The organism is Streptomyces sp. NPDC001852, assembly GCF_042891825.1.
GTDB lineage: Bacteria > Actinomycetota > Actinomycetes > Streptomycetales > Streptomycetaceae > Streptomyces.
This window is the reverse complement of record NZ_JBIATN010000001.1, coordinates 116,601-136,216: the sequence shown is the minus strand read 5'-3', so window position 1 is coordinate 136,216 and position 19,616 is coordinate 116,601. Positions and strand designations below refer to the sequence as shown.

General features: G+C 72.8%; 14 protein-coding genes. 1 reads left to right on the top strand and 13 read right to left on the bottom strand.

Annotated elements, in window-relative coordinates; all coding sequences use genetic code 11:
- Window positions 1-312 precede the first annotated feature (312 nt).
- Window positions 313-1,497: a type III polyketide synthase gene (locus tag ACFYZB_RS00545; RefSeq protein ID WP_388752531.1), complete on the top strand. Its 1,185-nt coding sequence runs from the start codon at window positions 313-315 to the stop codon at window positions 1,495-1,497.
- Between the two features lie 107 nt (window positions 1,498-1,604).
- On the opposite strand, the gene ACFYZB_RS00540 is transcribed toward ACFYZB_RS00545, so the two are convergent.
- From ACFYZB_RS00540 to ACFYZB_RS00480, 13 genes are all read right to left on the bottom strand, one after another.
- On the bottom strand, window positions 1,605-3,767 hold the full coding sequence (locus ACFYZB_RS00540; RefSeq protein WP_388752528.1) for a SpoIIE family protein phosphatase: 2,163 nt from the start codon (window positions 3,765-3,767) through the stop codon (window positions 1,605-1,607).
- Window positions 3,768-4,028: 261 nt separating this feature from the next.
- A complete protein-coding gene (locus tag ACFYZB_RS00535; protein WP_388752525.1) occupies window positions 4,029-4,868 on the bottom strand; it encodes an N-acetylmuramoyl-L-alanine amidase in 840 nt (279 codons plus the stop codon).
- 11 nt (window positions 4,869-4,879) lie between these two features.
- A complete protein-coding gene (locus tag ACFYZB_RS00530) occupies window positions 4,880-6,358 on the bottom strand; it encodes a DUF6519 domain-containing protein (protein WP_388752523.1) in 1,479 nt (492 codons plus the stop codon).
- Window positions 6,359-6,423: 65 nt separating this feature from the next.
- Window positions 6,424-8,622: a hypothetical protein gene (locus ACFYZB_RS00525; protein ID WP_388752520.1), complete on the bottom strand. Its 2,199-nt coding sequence runs from the start codon at window positions 8,620-8,622 to the stop codon at window positions 6,424-6,426.
- The gene (locus ACFYZB_RS00520) at window positions 8,619-12,506 is read right to left on the bottom strand and encodes a putative baseplate assembly protein (protein ID WP_388752517.1); all 3,888 of its coding nucleotides are present in this window, start codon (window positions 12,504-12,506) and stop codon (window positions 8,619-8,621) included. Before ACFYZB_RS00520 ends, ACFYZB_RS00525 begins: the two co-directional genes overlap by 4 nt.
- Complete coding sequence (locus ACFYZB_RS00515) at window positions 12,503-15,706, bottom strand: putative baseplate assembly protein (protein WP_388752514.1); 3,204 nt, start codon at window positions 15,704-15,706, stop codon at window positions 12,503-12,505. Before ACFYZB_RS00515 ends, ACFYZB_RS00520 begins: the two co-directional genes overlap by 4 nt.
- Window positions 15,703-16,098, bottom strand: a complete 396-nt coding sequence (locus ACFYZB_RS00510) for a GPW/gp25 family protein (RefSeq protein ID WP_388753459.1) — start codon at window positions 16,096-16,098, stop codon at window positions 15,703-15,705. Before ACFYZB_RS00510 ends, ACFYZB_RS00515 begins: the two co-directional genes overlap by 4 nt.
- A 74-nt stretch (window positions 16,099-16,172) precedes the next feature.
- Window positions 16,173-16,505 carry a PAAR-like protein gene (locus tag ACFYZB_RS00505; protein ID WP_388752511.1) on the bottom strand — a complete coding sequence of 111 codons (333 nt, stop codon included), beginning with the start codon at window positions 16,503-16,505 and terminating at the stop codon, window positions 16,173-16,175.
- A 27-nt stretch (window positions 16,506-16,532) separates the two neighbouring features.
- Window positions 16,533-17,045 (bottom strand): phage baseplate assembly protein V, encoded by a 513-nt coding sequence (locus ACFYZB_RS00500; RefSeq protein WP_388752509.1) that lies wholly within the window; start codon window positions 17,043-17,045, stop codon window positions 16,533-16,535.
- A 10-nt stretch (window positions 17,046-17,055) separates the two neighbouring features.
- Window positions 17,056-18,201 carry a hypothetical protein gene (locus tag ACFYZB_RS00495; RefSeq protein ID WP_351205271.1) on the bottom strand — a complete coding sequence of 382 codons (1,146 nt, stop codon included), beginning with the start codon at window positions 18,199-18,201 and terminating at the stop codon, window positions 17,056-17,058.
- Complete coding sequence (locus tag ACFYZB_RS00490) at window positions 18,194-18,559, bottom strand: hypothetical protein (RefSeq protein WP_388752507.1); 366 nt, start codon at window positions 18,557-18,559, stop codon at window positions 18,194-18,196. Before ACFYZB_RS00490 ends, ACFYZB_RS00495 begins: the two co-directional genes overlap by 8 nt.
- 6 nt (window positions 18,560-18,565) lie before the next feature.
- Window positions 18,566-19,225 (bottom strand): hypothetical protein, encoded by a 660-nt coding sequence (locus ACFYZB_RS00485; protein WP_388752505.1) that lies wholly within the window; start codon window positions 19,223-19,225, stop codon window positions 18,566-18,568.
- A complete protein-coding gene (locus ACFYZB_RS00480; RefSeq protein WP_388752503.1) occupies window positions 19,222-19,614 on the bottom strand; it encodes a hypothetical protein in 393 nt (130 codons plus the stop codon). The genes ACFYZB_RS00485 and ACFYZB_RS00480 overlap by 4 nt, the downstream gene beginning before the upstream one ends.
- Window positions 19,615-19,616 lie beyond the last annotated feature (2 nt).

Sequence of the window (19,616 nt, the reverse complement as noted above, 5' to 3'; positions counted from 1 at the left end):
GTTGTCCCTGCTGATCGCTCCCGGCCCCCAACCCGGCCTGGCCCGTCCTGACTGACGACACGTCGGATGAGGCCTGCGGAACCGCTCCGAGGGGCCCCCTTTTTCAGCGGTGTGTGCCGTGTCACGCATTCCGAGGGCCGCCTAAGTTGCGTGCATCACAGCGGAAATGTCCATTTAGCGTCCATGCTCGAAACGGATATCAGCTCCCGAAGTGGAGCATATCGGCAACCTCTTGGGCGCGAAGTTGCAAAGTGACCCATGCCACAGCACTCGTGACATTCCCGCTAGTTCCCCCCGGAAAGGTGCCCCACTATGGCCGCATACCTCTGTCCTCCTGCCGTGATTCACGGCGAGCACGCCGTGGAAACCAGCCAGATCGTGGCGGAGGTGCGCAACCGGCATCCGCACGCGGCCTGGGCGCCGCGGATCGACGGCATCGCGGCCAGCACGGGCATCGAGACCCGCGGGTGGATGCTGCCGCTGGAGAGCGCCGTCGCGCCCGGCAACGGCGGCGGCCTGCGGGCTGTCGGCGTCGGCCCGGCCCAAGAGGCCCTGGCCCGCGACGGGTTCACCGAGCAGGACGTGGACCGCGTGATCGCCACCCTCGAGGCGATACCCACGCCGCAGACCGTCCAGGAGCGCACCGCGCCGGCCTGGGAGGCCGTACAGTCCTACGGGGAGCGTGCGGCGCGCGGGGCCCTGCACATCGCCGGGCTGGACGTCGCGGACATCGACTGCCTGATCACCAGCAACTCCACCACCCCGGCGCTGCCGGGTCTGGACATCGCCCTGGCCAACCGGCTTCAGCTCCGCAACGACGTGATGCTGCAGCCGGCCACGCAGTGGGCCTGCATCGCGGGGACCCGCTCCCTGGCGCTGGCGGCGGATCTCGTGGCCGCGGACCCCGACCGGGTGGTCCTGGTCGTGATCGCGGAGGCGCTGAGCACGACCTACCAGCCCGCGGACGACACCCTCGAGTCCCTGATCGTCCGGTTGCTGTTCGCGGACACTGCGGTCGCCGCGGTGGTCACGGGCCGCCCGCGGCCCGAGTCGGTGCTGCGGCTGGACTCCTCCTGGCACCACACCCTGCCCGGCACCCAGGACCTGCACCGCCTGGAGACGCGGGCGGACGGCACCCACTTCGTGATGGACCGGCGCGGGCCGCGCGCCGTACAGGAGACGGTCACGGCGATGTGGGAGTGGCTGCGCGTTCGTTACCAGGACCACCCCGGCTCCTGGCACCCCGACGTGCTGCTGGCGCACCCCGGCGGGACCCGGGTGCTGGAGTACATGGAGCAGACCATGCCCGAGGCGTGGCCGTCGGGGCTGCTGGACTACAGCCGGGACAGCTACACCACCGGCAACCGCGGAGGCGCCGCCGTGTTCGACATCATGCGGCGGGCGCACGACGCCGGGCAGAAGCCGGGCAGTCGCGCCGTCCTGTACGCGGCGGCACCGGGCCTCACCGCCACCGCCCTGGAAGGGGAGTGGCTGTAGTACGGACCCGCCTCGGCCGCACCGGACGGGCCCTGCGCATCGCCGGGCACGTCACGTAGCGCCGAGGACACGTTCCGTACCGTCGGCCGCCCGCACGGCACGCCGCGTCACCTCGCGACTTCCGCCCAGATCACCTTGCCGGTGTCCGTCCACCGCACCCCCCACCGGGTGGTGAGCCCGTGCACGATGTGCAGGCCCCGGCCGCCGTCGTCGAGGAGGCCGCCCCGGCTCAGTCGTGGCCTGCCGTTGCCGGTGTCGCCCACCTCGCACAGCAGGCCGTGGCCGGTCCTGATCAGCCGTACCGTGACGGGGCCGGTGGCGAAGCGCACCGCGTTCGTGACCAGCTCGCTGACCAGCAGCTGGACGGTGTCCCGGGTGTCGTCCCTGGTGCGCCATTGCCGCAGCAGCGCGGAGACCTGTGCGCGGGCACGGGCGGGCGCGTCGCCGCGGGCGGGCAGCCGCCAGGTCGCGGTGTCCCCCTTGCGGTAGCCGATCATGCGTGCGAGCAGCAGGGTCACGTCGTCGCGCTGGCGCCCGGGGACCAACGCGGCGACGACGCGTCGTGCGGCCTGCTGCAGGGCGTCCCAGGGGTGCACCGTGGACACGGCGTCCGCCAGCCTGCCGATGCCCTCGTCGATCGACTCGGCCGGATCCTCCACCAGGCCGTCGGTGTAGAGGGCGAGCAGGGAGCCCGGGGGCGCGCCGAACGTGTGCACGTCGAAGGGCTCCCGCAGTGCGAACTCGGCGCCCAGGCCGGGATGGGGGCGGACCGCGAGCGGGCCCGCGTGTCCGTCCGGGGAGACCAGGACCGGGGGGAGGTGCCCGGCGCTGGACAGGGCCACGCGGTGGCTGACCGGGTCGTAGAGGGCGATGCAGCAGGTGGAGCCGAGGGCGCTGTAGCCGGCCGCGAGCCCGGACTCCGCGTCGTCCAGCAGCGATACGGTCTCGTCCAGGTGCTCCAGCACCTCGTCGGGAGCCAGCCCGGCGGACAGCAGCGCGCGGGCCTCCATGCTCAGCTGGCCCATGGTTGCCGCGGCTCCCAGGCCGTGCCCGACGACGTCACCGACCACCAGCGCGGTACGGCCGTCCGGCAGCGGAAAGCTGTTCACCCAGTCGCCGCCGACGCCCGCGCTGTCGGGCGTGGCGGGCTGGTAGACGCTGGCGATCTCGATGGTGTCGCCGCCGGTCCGGGGCAGCAGCCGGCGCTGCAACGCCAGCACCTGCGTGTGCTCGCGCTGGTGCTGACGGGCCAGGTCGACGTGATGGGCGGTCCTGGCCACCAGTTCCTGCAGGTCGAACAGCTCGCTGTCGCGGAAGGGACAGTCCGCCCGCCGCCAGACCTCCGCCACGCCCAGTACGACCGGCGGCGAGCCGTCCAGGACCAGCGGTATGCACGCCACACCGGCCGAGCGGTCGCCGGGCACCAGGGCGCGCATCACGCGCGGACTGCCGAGCACCCGCTCGACCGCCTCCCGGTCGGGTATGACGATGGCCTGCGGGGCGTCGTCGCGTCGTACCGCCTGTGCCAGCAGGCGGCTCGCGTCGCTGGGAAGATCGTCGCCCGGAGTCACGTAACCGTCGGGCCACGCCCGGTCCGGCACCAGGGCCGCCCGCCGCAGCCGGATGCGCCCCTGCGCCCGCTCGGTGACTCCCTCGCCCGTCCACACGGCGAAGTCGAGGTCGACGGCGGCCACGTCCCCCCAGGCCAGCAGGGATTCCGCCAGCGACTGCGCGGTCTCGCCGATGTCCAGCGAGGTGCCGATCGCGGTCTCGGCGGCGTACAGGTGCAGCCTCCTGGCCATGGCGATCACGGAGACGGTCAGGCCCTCCTCGGGCGCCGGGGCGGGCAGGATGCTCATCGAGACCACCAGCTCCGACCCGTCGCCGCGCCGCAGGCGCTGGATCCGGGCGACGTGCGCCTCACCGGTCTCCAGGACCTGCTGCAACCGCCGGGTGACCGTCGGTACGTCCCCGGGGGGCAGGAGCTCGACGAAGGGACTCCCCGGCACGGCGTCCAGACCCGCGAATACCGGGGCTGCCAGGGCGCAGCGGGTGATTCTCAGATCCCTGTCCAGGTTGACCACGCCGAGGATCTGGTCCTGACCGCCGGCGTCCGCGTCGTCCGGTTCGGGCCGGCGAGGGCCGCGGTCGCCCCGGGCGTCGGCGGGGCCGGCGGCCGCTGCCGCTCCGCCGCGCGGGATGTAGCGCCCCAGGGCACTGCTGACCAGGTCGAACGGCGAAGAGGACGAGGGAGAGGGTGTGGAGTCCATGCGGCTCTCTCAGCAATCCCCGGCGCAGCGCCGGGGCCGTACTCGGACCCGTGCGACGGGGCCCCGAGATCCCTGACCGCACACCTCATTGAATAACACCGGTGGTCGCTTCGCCCACACCGGCGGATCGCGCGGTGAACACGGACAGTGAGAGGAGGCAGCGGTCGATGAGGCCGTGTCGGCCGCGGCGCGTTGCCGTCACGTGCCGCTGTGTCATGGCCTCGGGCTCGCCCCGTCGGTCCCTGCCTCGGGCTCGCCGCGTCAGCTCCCTTCCGGAGGTGGGGACGGTCTGGGGCCGTGGGGTGCGGAGTCGGGGAGGAAGAAGTCCAGGAGGGCTTCGCGGACGGGGTGGTGCTGGCGGGGCCGGAGTGACGCCGCGGAATCCTCCGCGGGTGGTCCGGGTGCTGCGTCGGCCGTAGTGGGCGGCTGCTCGGACGGCGTGGACGGGTCCGAGTCCGGAGTCGGCAGCACCTCTTCGGCAGCCGGGGCGGAGGGGGGCGCTATCGGCGTCGACAGGAGTTCCTGGACGATCTCCTCGGCGCGCTCGTGGCGCGGGCGCATGTCGGAGACGAGGATCCCGTAGGGGGCCAGGACACGCGGGAGGAGCGCGTCCTCCCACTGCTGGATTCGGCGGGGGCCCGGGCAGGACTTGGGGACGGGAGTCCAGGGGCCCGGCGAGCCGAGGAGGGTGTGGTGGGCCAGGCCGGGGTCGGCGGGGGTGCGGCAGGCCCGGTGGGCGATGGCGGGGTGGGTGCGCATCAGCCACCAGTGGAGGCGGATCAGTGCGTCCAGCTGGGCGTCCGTCCAGGGCTGGGAGACGTGCCCCTCCGTCGTGATGCCGACCGCGCCCGTGCCGTCGGAGCGGAGGTTCGCGCGGTACGCGGAATCGGCGGGGGTGGTCGTGTCCAGCCACTGGGTGATCTTCCCGGTGGCGGACACGCCGAAATGGCTCCAGCCGCGGGCGCCGGGCCGACGGAAGCGGACGTCCGCGGCGGGCAGGGTGGCGTTCGCCGTGTGGACGATGATCTGGGTCGGCTTCAGGGGCGCAGGCGGCTCGGGCCGGGCGAGGAGCCGGACCGAGGCGAAGGGGCAGAGGGGCACGTCAGTTCTCCTCAGTTCTCCTGGGGCTCCGCGTTCGCGTCCGAGAGCGGCGTGGCCAGCGGATGGAAGACGCGGCGGAGATCGGAGAGGGAGTTCTCACCGGTGATCCAGGCCAGCGGGGCGTAGTGGACGTCGATGCCCAGCGGGAGCTGGAGGAGGGGGTCGCCGGCGGAGTTGGCCGGCCACTCGACGGTGCCGCTGACGGTGCGGGTCGGGACCAGCCAGAAGTCGCCGGAGCGATAGGAGCCGCCGGGGTTGAAGTAGATCTGGAGGCCGTCCTCCAGCTCTGTCCAGGTGCCCTCCTCGACGGGCAGGGCGCCACCGTCGGTGCGCGGGCGGTGGCCGGGAGTGCCGGTGGCGGCGTGGTCCCAGCGGCGCAGGAAGGGGTGGCGTTCGGGCAGCGCCCCGATGCCGGGGAGGGGTTCGGCGGAGAGGCGGACCCGGCGGCCGGGGAGGTCGATCTCCTCGACGCTCAGCAGGGGCGCCGGCTCACCGCGGCTGAGGTAGGCGGAGTCGCAGACCTCGACGCGGTCCCCGACGTCCAGGGTGAGCTTGTCGTCATCGCCGAGGGTGGACAACGCGACCCAGGTGCCGTCGAGTTCGGCGATCGGGAAGGCGACGCTGCCGTTCTCCCGCGACCACTTGAAGGTCGCGCCCCGCTCGGCCGTTCCGCCCTGATGGATCTCGATGCGGTAGAGCTGGTTCTCCGGGCCGCGGTAACGGGCGTCGGGCCGGACCAGGCAGGGCTCGTCCGCCGCTCCCTCCGGCCGCTCGGCGCGGGCGGCCAGGCGGGCGGTGGAGCGCTGGGCGGCGGCCCACTCGTCGAAGGCGGCGCGGACCGTGGCAGCGCCCCCGTCGCCGACGTCCAGGTCCTGGGCGGGGAGGGTGAGTACCTGCCAGACGGTCTTGACACGGGCGGCGGTGTCCGGCATGGCGGCGCCGAGCGCGACCTCACGGATCTCGGGGTCCTCGACGGCGGTGACGCTGCGGTCCCAGACCTTGAGGTAGGCGAGGAACGGGAAGGTGGAGGGGAGTTGGTCGGCCGGCAGCTCGGGGTCGCGGTAGGCGTCGGGCTGGTTCCAGTACGTCCAGGTGGCCGGGGTGGGGGACGGGATGACGCCGTCGCTGTCCGCGCCCGCCGATCCGCTGTCGAGCGGCAGCGGGCCGCCGGAGGGGACGGCCGGAGCCGGCTGGGGGCGCGTCGCGTCGAGCTGGATGCCGTCGACGTAGTAGCGGCCGCCGCCGATCGTGAGGTCGTCCTGGTCGTGGGTGCCCTTGACGTAGACGATGCCGAAGCCGGGGTCCTTGCCGGGTTCCCCGGGTCCCCCGTCGCGTCCGATCAGGTCACGGGCCAGGGTGCGGGAGCGGAAGAGCTCGATCGCCGTCTGCTCGTTGGCGTCGGCGTCCAGTTGGACGCGGCCCTGCTGGGCGAGCACCGCGGAGTAGTGCTTTCCGGGCTGGTGGGTCAGGCGGGAGAAGTCGCCGTGCATGGTCCCCCTCAACTTTCTTGTGCTGGTGCGCCGGTGGGTGGTCTGCGTCTGGGGATGGACGGGCGTCAGGTCACGAAGAAGACGCCCGCGTCGGTGCCGGCCGGGGCGAACTCCGCCAGGCGGGCGCGGAGGTTGTCCGTGCGCTGCGGCTGGAAGAGGTCGTGGAAGGCACCCTGTTCGGAGCGGTCGGCGGCGCCTCGGGCGATCTCCGGGGCGCAGCCGCGGGCGAGTTGGCCGTAGGCCGGGGTGCCGTACCGGAGGCTGGTGAAGCGCGGGCGGACCCGGTCGGTCTCCGCGGCGGCCAGTGCGGCGGCGTCCGCGCGGGCCGCCCGGCCGCTCCCGACGAGCTCCTGGACGGCCTCGCGGACCACGTCCGGCTGGCAGTGGTAGCGGCGCGGGGTGCGCGAGCCGGGCGGCACGTAGCTGAAGCGGAGACAGCCGACCGAGCGGCGGGCGACGTTCATGCGGCCGGTGAAGATGCAGTCCTCGGCGGTGTCGACGGCGTGCGTGTGCACCTCGCCGATCACGGTGGTGCGGTAGGCGTGCAGGACGGCGTGGGCGTGGCGGCAGTCGGGGGCGGAGAGCGCCTCGAGGCCGGAGGCGGTGGCGTCCAGGATGCTGTCCGCGATGTGGATGGGCAGCGGGTCGTCGTCGACCTCGTCGCCGACGACCTGGACGGTGCCGAGGATCGACCGTTCGATCTGGACGCAGGCCGTGGTGCGGTCGAGGACCAGGCTGGGCTCCTCGGGCGAGTGCGGTGCGCAGTGGTCGGTGAGCGACCAGCCCGGTACCAGGGTGCAGTGCCGGATGACCAGCTCGCCGAGCGGGCCGGTGACGTTGACGCCGCGGCCGGTGACGAGAAGGCCGTCCAGGACCATGCGGCCGCCCCGGGTGCGGCCCGAAGCGCCGCCGGTGCCGCGGACGTTGAGGGCGTCGGGGCGGTTGCCGTACCAGTCGAGGAGGCGGATCACCGGGCGGGTGCCCTCGGCGGCGCGCAGTTCGAGGCGGTCCTCCGGGTCGAGGGCGAAGTCCAGCTGCTCCTGGTAGGCACCGCTGTGGGTGATCTGGATGATCGCCTCGGACCCGGCCGTGCCCGCGGACTTGTCGGTGCGCCACTGTTCGTAGGCGTCGGTGATGCGCTCGAAACGGCGGCCGGGGCCGACCCGGTAGACGGCGGCCTCGGGCGGGGTGACGCGGTCGCGCGGGTACTGGCCGCCGCCCATGTCGTCGGAGAACGCGTAGTGGTAGCTGACCCAGACGCCGCGCGTGGGCGCCGAGCGGGCGCCGAAGGCGATCCGCCCGAGCTCGGGGTCGACGGCCACCTGACCGTACCTGGGCCGGTAGTGCCAGCCCGAGAGGTCGGCCACCACGATGTCGGAGAGCGGGATGGGCGTGAACTCGTCGTCGCGCCAGATGGCGAAGCTCTTGCCGGGACCGTAGAAGTCGCTCAGCCGGTCGGCGAGCCGGCGGCGGGTTATGGAGCCGGGGACGTTGTCGATGGTGGCGATGTGCGTCGCCGAGGGCTCCGGCTCGGGGAGGGTGACGAGCGGGGTGTCGTTGCCGAGGATGGAGAAGGTGTAGTGGTTGCGGGCCCGGTCGAGGCAGTAGGCCGGGCCGCGGGAGATCGCGTACGGCTTGAGGCGCCAGACGAAGAGGCCCACGCCGGCCGGCGTGACCCCGCCCTGGCTGCGGGTGGAGGCGGCCCGGCGTACGTCGGCGGTGCGGGCCGAGCTGTCGAAGGGGCTCCCGAGCAGGTCGAGGGCGGTGCCGTCGCGGAGGTCGGCGAGGCGGCCACGGCGCAGGCGGCGGCGGTCGGCGGACGTCTCGTCGGCCCGGAAGAGGCGCACGGGCTGGGTGGTGGCCAGGAGCCGGGAGAACTCCACCGCGCGGGCCGGCCAGTCGGCGGTGGCGGCGCAGATCTCCTCCAGCACGGCCAGCGTGCCCTTGCGGCGGCGGCCCGCGACCGTGTCGGCCACGTCGCGGCGCGGGGCGAGGCGGGCGGCCAGCCCGGGGTCGGTGCTCAACGTGTCCTGGTAGCCGGGGAGCACCTGGTACCCGACGAGGTCGCCCAGGTAGGGCAGGACCCAGTCGGCGGCGGTCTCCACGAACCAGTCGTCGTACTGCCGCTCGACGGTGGTGCGGATCAGGTCGAGCTGCTCGGAGATGACCGCGAGCAGCGCCCGCAGCGGCTCGCCGGACTCGGCGTCGCGGATGCGGTACCAGTCCGGGAGCAGGTCGAGCAGGCCGTCGGGGTCCCGGCTCATGCGGAGGCCTCCTTGAGGATCAGGGTGTCCGGCAGGTCCGGGGAGAGCACGGCGAGCTGCGCCGGGCGGATCCCGCGGAAGACGACCACGCTGCTGCCCGGCCCGAGGGGCTGGGTTCCGGTGAGGTCGGGGTTGAGGCGGAGCAGTTCGACGAGGGAGATGCCGTACTGGGCCGCGATGTCGGTCAGGGTCTCGTCCGCCGGGCCGGTCACGCGGTGGCGTTCGACGCGGTGGCGGGCCGGCTGCGCGGCCACCGCGTCCTGGGGTACGGCGAGTCGGTCGCCGAGCCGCTCGAGTCCCTGCGGAGAGAGGTCGCTCGCGACCCCGGTGAAGGCGGTGACCTCGATGTGGTCGACACCGGGCACGGAGTGGGCGGTGGCCAGCACCTCCGAGAGGTGGGCGGGCTGGGCGAGTTCGCGGGCGTCGAAGCCGAAGCGGGCGAGGAGGGCCGAGCGCAGGGAGGGCTCCACCTGCTCCCAGTCATGGTCCTTGCCGACCGTCACCTGGGCGGCGAGGAGCAGCAGGACCTGCTCGCGGACGGCCACCTCCACCGGCAGCCGGAGGTCGCCGTACTCGGCGAGCGAGGCACGCAGCGAGGTCAGCAGTCCGGAGTCGGGGGCGATCGGTATGTCGTCCACGCCGGCGACCGTGACATGCACCAACTGGCGTCGCCCGTCGAAGAGCTGGGCCGCCCTGGCGCGGCCGATGCCGGCCCGGGCCCGGGTGAAGTCCTCGTAGTCGGGGACGGAGACCAGGCGGTCCAGGGTCGAGACGGCCAGCGGCACCTGGCGGCGCCGCGGGCTGAAGCCGGGGGTGAGGGCGCGCGTGTCGGTGGCGCCCGCGGCGCCCTCGGGGTCGGCTCCGCCGGTGGCCGGGAGCGGGTTGGTCACCCCGGTCACACCGAGCGGGCGCGTGGCCAGCTGGGTGATCCTGCCCGCGGCGACATTGGCGGACCTGCCGATGCCGGTCCGGTAGGTGGCCCGGACGTTCTCGTGGCCGCTCGGCAGGCGGCGGCCGTGGATGCCGTCGCCGAAGGTGACCCTGATCCGGCCGTCCTCGGTGGTGCTCGTGGTGTAGACGCGGTCGTGCGGGCCGGCCGCGGCCAGGGTGTCCACCTCGTGCCAGAGGACTCCGTCGACGCGGATGCGGAGGGTGCTCGCCGCGCCCTGAGGGGTGTCGGACGCCAGCCAGGTGAGCGGGGCCTGCCAGAGGACGAAGCTCTGCCCTGCCTTGCTCGCGTCGCCGCTGCCGATCGGCTCGTCGCGGGTGGCGCCCTGGGTGGCACGGACCACGTTGCCGTGGATCGTCACCGTGGAGCGCTTGTAGCGGTAGGCGAGCGGGGCGGTGAGCATGAGGGTGGTGCGGACCGTGTCGCCGGGCAGGGCCGGGTCCACGGCCTGGAGCGCCTGGGAGACCATGGCCAGTTCGCTGCCGTGCACGCCCGGGGTGCCGGGGATGTCGGTCCGTTCGCCGGAGACGACGATCCAGCGGCCGGGGGCCAGGCCGTCGTAGAGCTGGGCGAGGTCGATCAGGTCGCCGCCGACGTCGTCGGTGAGCGGTTCGTCGGCCAGTTGGAAGCTCTCGCCGCGGGCGTAGACGCTGGTGTCGCGGATGTGCGAGAGCAGGGTGTCCTTGTCGTCCAGCCACGGGTCCTCGAGGGTCAGCTCGGTGACCTTGCCGGTGATGCCGAAGTCGGCGCGGGAGAGCACGCGGACCCCGCTCACCCGGGTGATGACCCGGGAGAGCCCGGGGTCACCGGGGACGCCGCCGGTGACGCCCTTGCGGGGGCGGTCGACGGCGACCCAGCTGCCGGGGGCGATGCCCTCGTGGACCGCGTCGAGCGCGAGCACGTTGCGTGCGGTCAGGCCGAGTTGGGCGGCGAGGGCGATCTCGACGGAGGCCGGGCCGTCGTCGGCGGATCGCTTCACCGTGACCTGGTAGGCGCCCTGTGTGCCCGTCACCTGGTCACCGGGGGCGAGGTGGAAGTCGAGCGGGCCGGGCAGCGGCGGGTTGGGGCCGTTGCCGTCGCCCTCGTCGGTGGTGCCGGTCGCGGTGATGGTGACGTGGATGCGGCCGTCGTCGCCGGGGCGGGAGACGAAGAGGTCGCGCTCGGGGAGGTGGGCCTGCAGGCGTGCGGTGACACCCTGGTCGTGGCCGGCCTCGAGGGCCCGGCGCAGCGCCGACTCGTTGCCTGCGGTGGCCAGTTCGATCCGGCCGGGGCCGAAGTCGTGCGTGCCGTCGTCGCCGGGGAGCGTGAAGTTGATGCTCACCGAACCGCTGGCCTCGACGTAGCTGAACTCCGCACGGCGGGGCGTGGTGCCGTCCGTGTCGTAGTCGACGCGCATGCTGGTGAGCTTGGAGCCGGTGAGCGGCCAGTCGGTGTAGCGGACGACCCGGCCGGTCCCGTCGTAGACCGGCTTGAGCGGGGCGGTGGCGCCGAAGGGCGTCCCGGTGACCCGCATGGCCTGGGCGTCGAGCAGAGCGAGAGGTGCGCCGAGGTCGGCGTTGCCCCAGGCGGCGTAGAGGCCGTCGCGCAAGCGCGGGTCGAGCGCGGTGAGCAGTTGGGCGCCGAGGTCCGACCCGGGCGCGTAGCTGCGCTCGGGATCGCGGGAGAGGGCGCGGGCGTCCGAGGGGAGTCCGGCCGGCGGGGTGCGCAGGGCGGAGAGCAGCGGGCCCAGGCCGGAGAGGGCCGGGTCGAGCACGTCGCTGGGGCAGTCCCCCGGCTCGCTGCCCGGAGTCGACGTCCCGTCGGACGTGGTCGACGCCCGTGCGGTGTGCGCTCCCGTCCCCGCGGCGGTCGGCTGCGGCGGCTGCAGGGCGAGGGCCTGCGCGCGCAGCCGGGTCAGTTCGGTGTCCAGGGCCTCGAACCAGTCGGAGACGTCCCGGTAGTCCTGCCCGTAGGCCTTGGCCTCGCGCAGCCGGGCGAGGGTCCGGGTCAGCCGGTCGGCGAGCTTCGGCGGGGTGTCGAGGGTGTCGAGTTCGCCGCGCAGCGGGGTCAGCACCTGGTCGTCGAAGTCGCTGACGATACGGCTGTGTTCGGGCCAGGGGTTGGGGTTGTGCTCCCCACCGGGGGTGATCCAGCGGGTGAGCTCGGCCTTGATCCCGTGGAGGGAGGGCAGCGAGGCCTGGGGCAGGCCGATGGCGGTGGTGCCGTTCTCCCGGTCGACGCTGACGCCGGGGACCGTGAGCAGTACGCGCTGACTGCGGTCGGCTGCGCGGTCGGCGCTGAAGATGAAGAGCAGCTGGTCGCCCTGCTTGATGTTGTTGGTCGTGCCGCTCGCGAACAGTTGTCCGCGCTTGGCGAGTTGGGCCGCCGTCAGCTGGTAGGGGCGCCGCTGGAGCACCCTGAGCTCGTTCCAGGCCCAGCGGGCGGTGAGGTCCTCCACGGTCTCGAAGGACTGCGGCTCCTCGCCCTGGCCCGGAACACTCTGCGAGCGGGTCCCGCGCGGCACGACGACCGTGGTCTCCTGGCCGCTGCGCGGATCGCGGTCCACCGTGTACGCCAGGTACGTCTCGGCGGCGACGCCCGGCCGGGGCCTGTGGCCCACCAGACCACCGAGCAGGGCGAGGGAGCCCTCCTCGGTGGCGGTGCGCAGATAGCCCTCGTTGGCGATCCGCTCCGAGTAGAAGGTGAGCACGTCGCCCACCACGGCGGCGGCGTCGACCAGCGCGATCGCCGGGTCGTCCGGGGTGCGCACGGTGAGGCCCCGCAGGGCGGGGTAGGCCGGGCCGGAGAGCCGGTCCAGCATCGCGGAGACGAAGCGCCCGTACTCCCCCACCCGGTAGCGGACCGCGTCCAGGCCGGGCGGGTTGAACACCTCGACCGGCGTGGCCGGGTTGGCACCGCCGCGGTCGCAGCCGCAGCCGCACGGGTTGCCGGTCATCGGCCACCTCCGATCTCGATGGTGAGCCGGCCGTTCTCGGGCCGGGCGGAGTCGTTGTCGCAGCAGGCGACCTCGAGCGCGCCGACCGGCAGGATCCCGGCCGCCAGCTCGCCCTGGTCGGTGCGGAAGAGGCGCCGCAGCCGGGTCACCTTGGCGCTGAGCACACCGGGTACCGCCGCCGCGGCGGCGACCAGACGGCTGACCCGGACCGGCTCGCCGAAGGTGAGGGCGTCCGGGTGGAAGAAGCCGAGCCTGCCGTCGGGCAGGCGGCGGTTGCCCAGCACCCGGCGCACCTCGGCCGTCACATGGCCGAGCTGGTGGGCCGGGTCCACGCAGACCGACAGTGCGAGGTCGACCGGGACCTGCAGCGCGGGGCGCACCACCAGCTCGTGGCCGATGCGGCGGTAGGGCAGCAGGCTGTGCTCGACGGCCTGCAGCAGGGCCGCGCCGGGCTCGGGGAAGTCGACGGCTCCGGCGGGCCCTCCCGCCACGGTGGCCTTCGGGCGCTGCACCGACTCGACGGCGATGTGCATCTCCTGGCCGCTGCCGGTCCAGCGCAGCTCGGCGGCGGCCCGGCGCACGCCCGGAACCTGCGCGGCCAGGGCCGCGTAGTCGCCGGGGGTGATGGCGCGCTTGAGGTCGCGGTGCGGGGCGAGCGGGGCGAGCCGGCGGACCTCGTCGACCGCCTCGGGCTCGGTGCCGCCGACGGCGGGGAGCGGGTTGCGGACCGCCGTGACCGCCTCGAAGGCGGCACGGCGGGAGCGTGCGCCACGGCCGTCCTCGTCACTGCCGCGGCAGACGACCAGGTGGTTGATGGCCTCGGCGCCGACGTTGCCCGACGCGCCGTTGCCGACGCGGTAGGCGACCTCCAGCGTGGCGCCGGGTGGGGGCGGCGCGCCGTGCTTGCCGTCGCCGAAGCGGAGGGCCAGGCGTCCGTCGTCCTCGACCTCGCCGACCAGGTGGTGGCCGCGCGGGCCGTCGGCGAGCAGGTCGCGGCGCGGAGTCCACACCCCTTCACCGGACTGGGCGCGGACGGCGGGCAGCGCGGTGCGCGGGTCCTGGCGCAGGCCGTCGGCGGCCGGTCCGGCGAGCACCGGGTCGCTCGGGTCCAGTTCGGCGGCGTAGTGCTCGCCCCAGCTCTGGGCTATCTCCCAGACGACGTAGCGGTGGAGCACCGTGCCCGCGTGGGCGCGGGCGGTGAGCACCTCCAGGCGGCGGAGCTTGCCGGCGAGGAGGCGACTGAAGCGGCCGTAGAGCTCGCGCAGGGCCCGGCCGGGGTGCTCGTCGATGCGCAGGCGCTGGATCGTGCGGGCGCCGAAGACCACGGTCAGCTCGTGGATCTCGCTCTCGGTGGGCGCCTCGCCCTCCTCGGCACGGCGCCACAGCTCCTCGATCCGCTCGCGCAGGCGGGTGGGTATGGCGGCCAGACGGGCGGCCTGGCCTGCGGCGATACGGGCCGGGTCGGGGTAGGAGGTGGCCTGGGTGACGGGGGCGTGGCGCAGGACCGGGCGGAAGCGGGGGGCGATCGCCGGGTAGGTGGACTGGGCGAGCAGCGTCTCCAGGGCCGTGGCCTGGGCGTCTGCGGTGGAGGGTTGGACGCGTTCCTCGACGGTGGTGCCCGGGGCGAGGACGACGGAGATGCCTGCGCGGGCGACGGCTTCCGCGCCGAGGAGCGGTTCCAGCTCGCGCACCTGATCCGGCGTCATGGGCCGTCCGCAGCGGGTCTGGTCCAGCAGGGCGTGGACCGCCTCGGCGGCGGGGCTGCCCTGGGTGCGCTCGTCGGAGCAGCCGAAGGCGGTGGGGCCGCAGGGCCTGAGTTCGGCAGGAGCGGGCGGTACGGCGAAGCGCTCGGGGGCGCCGCCGCAGAAGGTCAGCGAACGGCCGTGGTCGACCAGGACCACGTTGCCGCGGGCGACGCTGACGTCCGTGATGAGCGCGCAGTCGAGTCCGCCGCGGGCGGACAGGCACAACGGGAAGGAGAGGGCGTCCTCCTGGGCCCATGTCACGTCGAGGATCGGCTGCTCGTAGAGCTCGTCCTCGCCGGGCGCGACCGAGGTGAGGCGGACGACCTGGCGGTGCGTCGGGTCGGCGCCGGCGGGTGTGCCGGTGCGCGGGCCGAGGACCTCCTCCAGGACGAGCAGATCGCCGGGCTTGAGCTTCAGCCCGCGCTTCGGGGTGTCCATCAGCGTCGCGGCGGTGGCGCCCTTGGGCAGGAGGCACTCCTCCTCACCCCAGGTCCAGAAACGGATCTCGTTGTGCTCGGGGCGGAGAACGAGGTCGGCGCCCGGGTTCAGGGGCTCGAACACCTCCAGGCCGACGGGGAGGTCGGCGAGGGCGTCCAGGTCCTCGTCGGCGATGACGGTGCCGAAGTCGGGGCGCTCCTGCGGGCCGAGACGTGACAGGTCGATGGCCGCGAAGCGGAACTCGCCCTTGGGGAGCGTCAGTTGGCGGTCCGTCCGAAGCGCCACGAAGGTACGGGCATTGCAGCCGTCGTGCATCGCGTAGTCGATCAGGCGGACGTGGCGGCGGACCGAGACGCGACGGCGGGCCGTGGCGAGGTACGCCTCGGTGGCCACCGCGTCCTGGTGGTAGGAGAGCTGGTCGCCGGCGAAGGCCAGCAGTTCGACCAGGGCCGTGCCGACGTCCGGCGCATGGCGCTCGACCCAGCCGGGGGCGGTCAGGCTCATCCGGTCGAGGACCAGCCGTCGCAGGCTGTCGTAGTCGCGCGCGGTGTAGTCGATGACGGGACGGCGGGCGTACTGCGGGGCGCAGTCCCCCTCGTCCTCCCCGCAGTCGTACGGGCTGGGCCCGCCCTGGGTGAAGGTGAACTCGGCGGCGGCGTACCGGACGTCGAAGCCACGACGGGGCTGCGTGCCGGGCCGGCCGAAGGCGTCGGTCTCGACGACGCGGAGCCGGTAGGGCGAGGTGTCCCCCGCCTTGTCCAGGGTCACGAACATCCGGTCGTCGAGCTCGGGGTCGTCCTCGCGGACGATCTCGGCCGCCAGGGCGTGGATGTCCCTGATGCGACGGCCGCCCTCGATACGGATGTGATGGTGCGTCAGGTGGTGCGGCGCCTTGCCGAGGAAGGTGACGGTGAGCGTGCGGCCGTCCTCGCTCGTCTCCACCTCGTCCACGCCGTGCAGGCGCGCGGCGCGGACGGCGCCGCGCCGCTGGTCGGTACGGCAGTCTGTGCTGCTCACGCGGCTCCCCCGCTCCCCTCGAACACATCGGTCCGGCGCGTCCCGGTGCGCCGGACGGTATAGGCCAGGTGCACCCGCACCACGTTCTCCTCGCTGACCACGTCGAGCGCGTCCACCTCGATCACGTCGCCGAGCCAGCGCTGCAGGGCGGCCTGGACGGAGAGGTGCAGCGCCGAGGCCAGCTCCGGGCTGTTGGGCGCGAAGACCAGGTCGAGCAGCCCGCAGCCGAAGTCGGGGCGCATCACCCGCTCCCCCGGGCTGGTGAAGAGCAGCTGCTCGATCATGTCCCGGACGTGGCCGTCGTAGTCGGTGTCCGCGGTGCGGCCGCGGTTGTCGACGTGGAAGGGGAAGGCGATGTCCCTGCGGGGCGGGTACGGCTGCGGAGCGGGCAGCTGGACGACGCGCTCGGCGTGGGCGCCGGCCCCGGCGGCCGCGCCCGCTGCCGCGGTTCGGCCCTTGCGCGGGCTCATCGTCCCACCACCCGTTGCTGTACGACGGTGACGTTCGGCGGGCCCTGGGGGCCGCCGACGGCGGTGTGGCACAGCGCCGTGGAGTCCTGGGGCAGGGCGGGCGAACCGTTGATGCGGATGCGTGCGGAGGTCCCCGTCCAGCGGATCGTCGTGCAGGGGTGGGGATTCCTGCCGGCGGTGAAGGTGCAGCCGGTCACCGTGTAGACGTCGGCCTCGGTGGCGGCCGGGCTGCCGGCGACGAGCACCCGCGACTGGGCGGGCAGGACGTTCGCCCGACCGCCGTGCGGGCACATCACCGTGGCATCGATGGTGACAAGATTTCCGGACACGTGAACTTGGCCTTCCCCCGTCGGAGTTCAGGTGACGCTGAGCGCGTCGTTGTTGATGGTCACGGTCGGTCCCACGAGTGAGATCACCGCGCCCTGGCCGTTGCTGATGTGCACCCCCGTGTCGTCGATGACGATCGACGCGCCGGAGGGGTGCTTGAGGGTGATGCCCTTGCCGCCGGGCTCGTCGGACAGGACGATCTGGCGCCGACCGGGCGTCTGGAGCACGACGTTCGGGTTGTTGGTGGCGGTGACCGCGTCCTCGGGCACCTCGTGCGCGGCGCCGTACCAACACCCGGTCCAGATCGGGTAGCTGGGGTCGCCCTGCTCGAACTCCACCCAGACGCCCGAGCCCACCGGCGGCAGATGGAACTGCCCCATCCCGGGGCCGGCCAGCGGGAAGCACGGCATGGCCCAGGTCGAGGGCACGTCACCGAGCACGTCCGGGACCTGGACCTGCAGCCGGCCCACGACCATGGGGTCGGCATTGCTCACCACGGTGCCCCGGTACTTGCCGAGGTAGCGGGTGGGTTCAGCAGCCATTCTCTGTCTCCTAGGGGACGACCGTCGGCTCGAGCGCGATCAGCCCCTCGCGAGCAAGGGTGAAGTTCTGCGTGTACGAGCCCCGTTGCAGGTTGTGGGTCACCGACTTGACGTAGTACCGGCCGTCGTACGTGATGCCGGCGCCACGGACACCGACCAACTCACGGGCACGCAGCAGGTATCCGTACCGGACGACGTCCAACTGACCGGAGCCGGTGACGGCGTCGGCGGATTCGGCCGCCTTGGCGAGGGCTTCGGCGATGCCTTGTCCACTGTCCTTCTTCGCGGTGTCCCCGATGACCGTCTTCTTCAGGGCGGGCGCCGGGCGCTGCGCCAACTGCGGCCGCAGGATGCTCACTTCGGGCACGGGCAGGATGGACGAGACGCGGGTGGCCGGCAACTGGATACGCGCCTCCGGCTGCTCGCGCGCCGTCCCGTCGAAGGCGAAGGTCAGCTGGTCGACGTTGGACAACCCGTCCATGTTGACGTTCAGCGCGTGCTGCGGTTCACCGAGGCGGACCTCCGGCCCCCAGTAGGCGCGGCTCTGCCCGGGGACAGGGCCGGGGTCGAGGTAGAAGGCATAACCGTTGGCCTGCGCCAGCTGGTTGACATAGGCGAGGTCGGTGCCCTTCTGGAAGTCCACCCGCTGGGTGGGCATGGGGGTCTGCGGGATGAGCTCCGGGACGACCAGCGGGGTGATCCCGTACTGCGCGTACTGCGCGACGATCGCGTGCACGCGGGCGGCCGGGGACATCGCGGGGTACGGAACGGCGGCGCGCTCCTCCAGGTCCATCAGGACGGTGAGGTCCTCGCCGGTGACGGTGAGCGTCGACTGGCCGGGCTGGTTGGAGATCCCGACCTCCTGGCGAATGATCACGCCGTCCATGAGCACGGTGGGCGTGCCCTGGACCGTGACCGTGAGGATGACGCGTGTCTTGGGATCGAAGTATCCGCCCGGCAGCAGGCTGTTGCCGATCAGGCTGTCCTTCGCCAGGTCGAACGCCAGCTGGAAGCCACTGCGCTGCCCCGACGCCACCGTCACCTGCACCGAGAGCAGCGAGTCCGCGACCTCCTGCGCGACGGGCACGGCCAGCTGCGGGCCCATCATCAGGGTCAGATGGATCGGCCCGGTCGTGATCGGACCGTTGTCAGCCATTCACCCCTCCGGGCACGCCCGAGGGGAGCGTGATGCGGATCCGGCGGCCCGGTTCGTCGGTCAACTCCCGTGGGTCCAGAGCCGGGTTGGCGTCGGCGATCCGCCACCACTGCTCGGCGTTGCCCAGGTACTGGGCGGCGAGCAGGTCGGGGCGGTCGCCGGTGCTGACGGTGTGGGTGGTCAGGTCCGCCATGCCCGCCGGGTCGGGGAGGAGGCGGCGACGCAGGTAGGTGACCTCATGGCCGTCCGCTTCCGTGAACCGGGCGATGCCCAGTCCGTAGTAGCGGCTCGACCGCGGATAGGCGGTGGTCGCCTGTGTGAGCGCGACCGCGTCCAACGGGTTCTCCAGCGATGCCATGGTTGATCAGACCCCTCCCAGTCCACTTCCGCTGAGCCCCCGCGCGCTGAGCCGCCGGGTCGCGGCGGGACCTGCCAGCCGCTCCTTCTGCGCCAGGTACGCGAGGTAGAGCTCGTACCCCCGATTGGTCACCGGAAGATCACTGACCGTCAGAACCCGCAGAGTGATGGCCACTTGGGCCCTGATCGGGTTGAGGTCGACGTCGAACGCCTCCTCGGTGATCGAGAACTCCGTGAGCCTGACGGGTACGACCCGCTTGTTGCCCCACGTGAACAGCGTCAGCGGCGCCTCGACTGGTGTGATCTCCAGGGTGCCGCGGGCGGCAAGCGCCTCGAGCTGGCGCAGGCTGGCGCTCGACGGGCTGACCAGCATCTCCAGCACGGCGAGCTGCGGATGAATCCCGTTCGGCGCGGCCACGTCCAACTGATCGGTCGCGTCGATCTCCGCGGTCAGCTTCCATGTCTCGACCGCCGGCCCCTTGAGCCGCAGCGCCTCCGTCCTGTCGCCGGACGAGTTGTCCGCCCCGGCGGCCTGGGGGGCGATGCTGCGCTCGAGGCTGTCGGGGTTGAACTGGAGGACGATGATTTCCTGGGGGGTTCCGCGTTGGGGATCGACGATGACCAGGCCGGAGCGGATGGGCTTGGGTATGTCTGCGTAGGTGGTCATGACTGTCCATCACTCAGTCGTGTCACTTCGGCGACCACGTCATCGATGGGAACTCCGTTGGAAAGGCGCTCCAAGATGAGATCGATACGATCCCTGACAACGTACTGATCGGCATCTTCAACAGTGATCAACACATCGTCCCAAGATCCCCTGAGGACACAAAGACGATAGAAACCGTCGGACCCGGCAGGGACGTACCAACCGAGATCGATGATCAATGAGTTCGCTTGAGTCCGCCAACCCTCCCCGGAGTACGCGGTCTTCATCATCGAAAGGATGTCTTGAGACAGATAAGCGTCCCGGTCCTCCGGCGTCACCTCCGCCGGCGGCGGAAGTTCTACAAACTTATTGAAGACAACAGCCCATCCCGAAGGGATCCTCAATGGCATCA

Bases quoted from the DNA above. Each gene is read 5' to 3' on its own strand.
- ACFYZB_RS00520 (WP_388752517.1), bottom strand. From the start codon at position 12,506: ATGACCGGCAACCCGTGCGGCTGCGGCTGCGACCGCGGCGGTGCCAAC.
- ACFYZB_RS00490 (WP_388752507.1), bottom strand. From the start codon at position 18,559: ATGGCATCGCTGGAGAACCCGTTGGACGCGGTCGCGCTCACACAGGCG.
- ACFYZB_RS00495 (WP_351205271.1), bottom strand. From the start codon at position 18,201: ATGGCTGACAACGGTCCGATCACGACCGGGCCGATCCATCTGACCCTG.
- ACFYZB_RS00540 (WP_388752528.1), bottom strand. From the start codon at position 3,767: ATGGACTCCACACCCTCTCCCTCGTCCTCTTCGCCGTTCGACCTGGTC.
- ACFYZB_RS00500 (WP_388752509.1), bottom strand. From the start codon at position 17,045: ATGGCTGCTGAACCCACCCGCTACCTCGGCAAGTACCGGGGCACCGTG.
- ACFYZB_RS00480 (WP_388752503.1), bottom strand. From the start codon at position 19,614: ATGCCATTGAGGATCCCTTCGGGATGGGCTGTTGTCTTCAATAAGTTT.
- ACFYZB_RS00485 (WP_388752505.1), bottom strand. From the start codon at position 19,225: ATGACCACCTACGCAGACATACCCAAGCCCATCCGCTCCGGCCTGGTC.
- ACFYZB_RS00545 (WP_388752531.1), top strand. From the start codon at position 313: ATGGCCGCATACCTCTGTCCTCCTGCCGTGATTCACGGCGAGCACGCC.
- ACFYZB_RS00525 (WP_388752520.1), bottom strand. From the start codon at position 8,622: ATGAGCCGGGACCCCGACGGCCTGCTCGACCTGCTCCCGGACTGGTAC.
- ACFYZB_RS00530 (WP_388752523.1), bottom strand. From the start codon at position 6,358: ATGCACGGCGACTTCTCCCGCCTGACCCACCAGCCCGGAAAGCACTAC.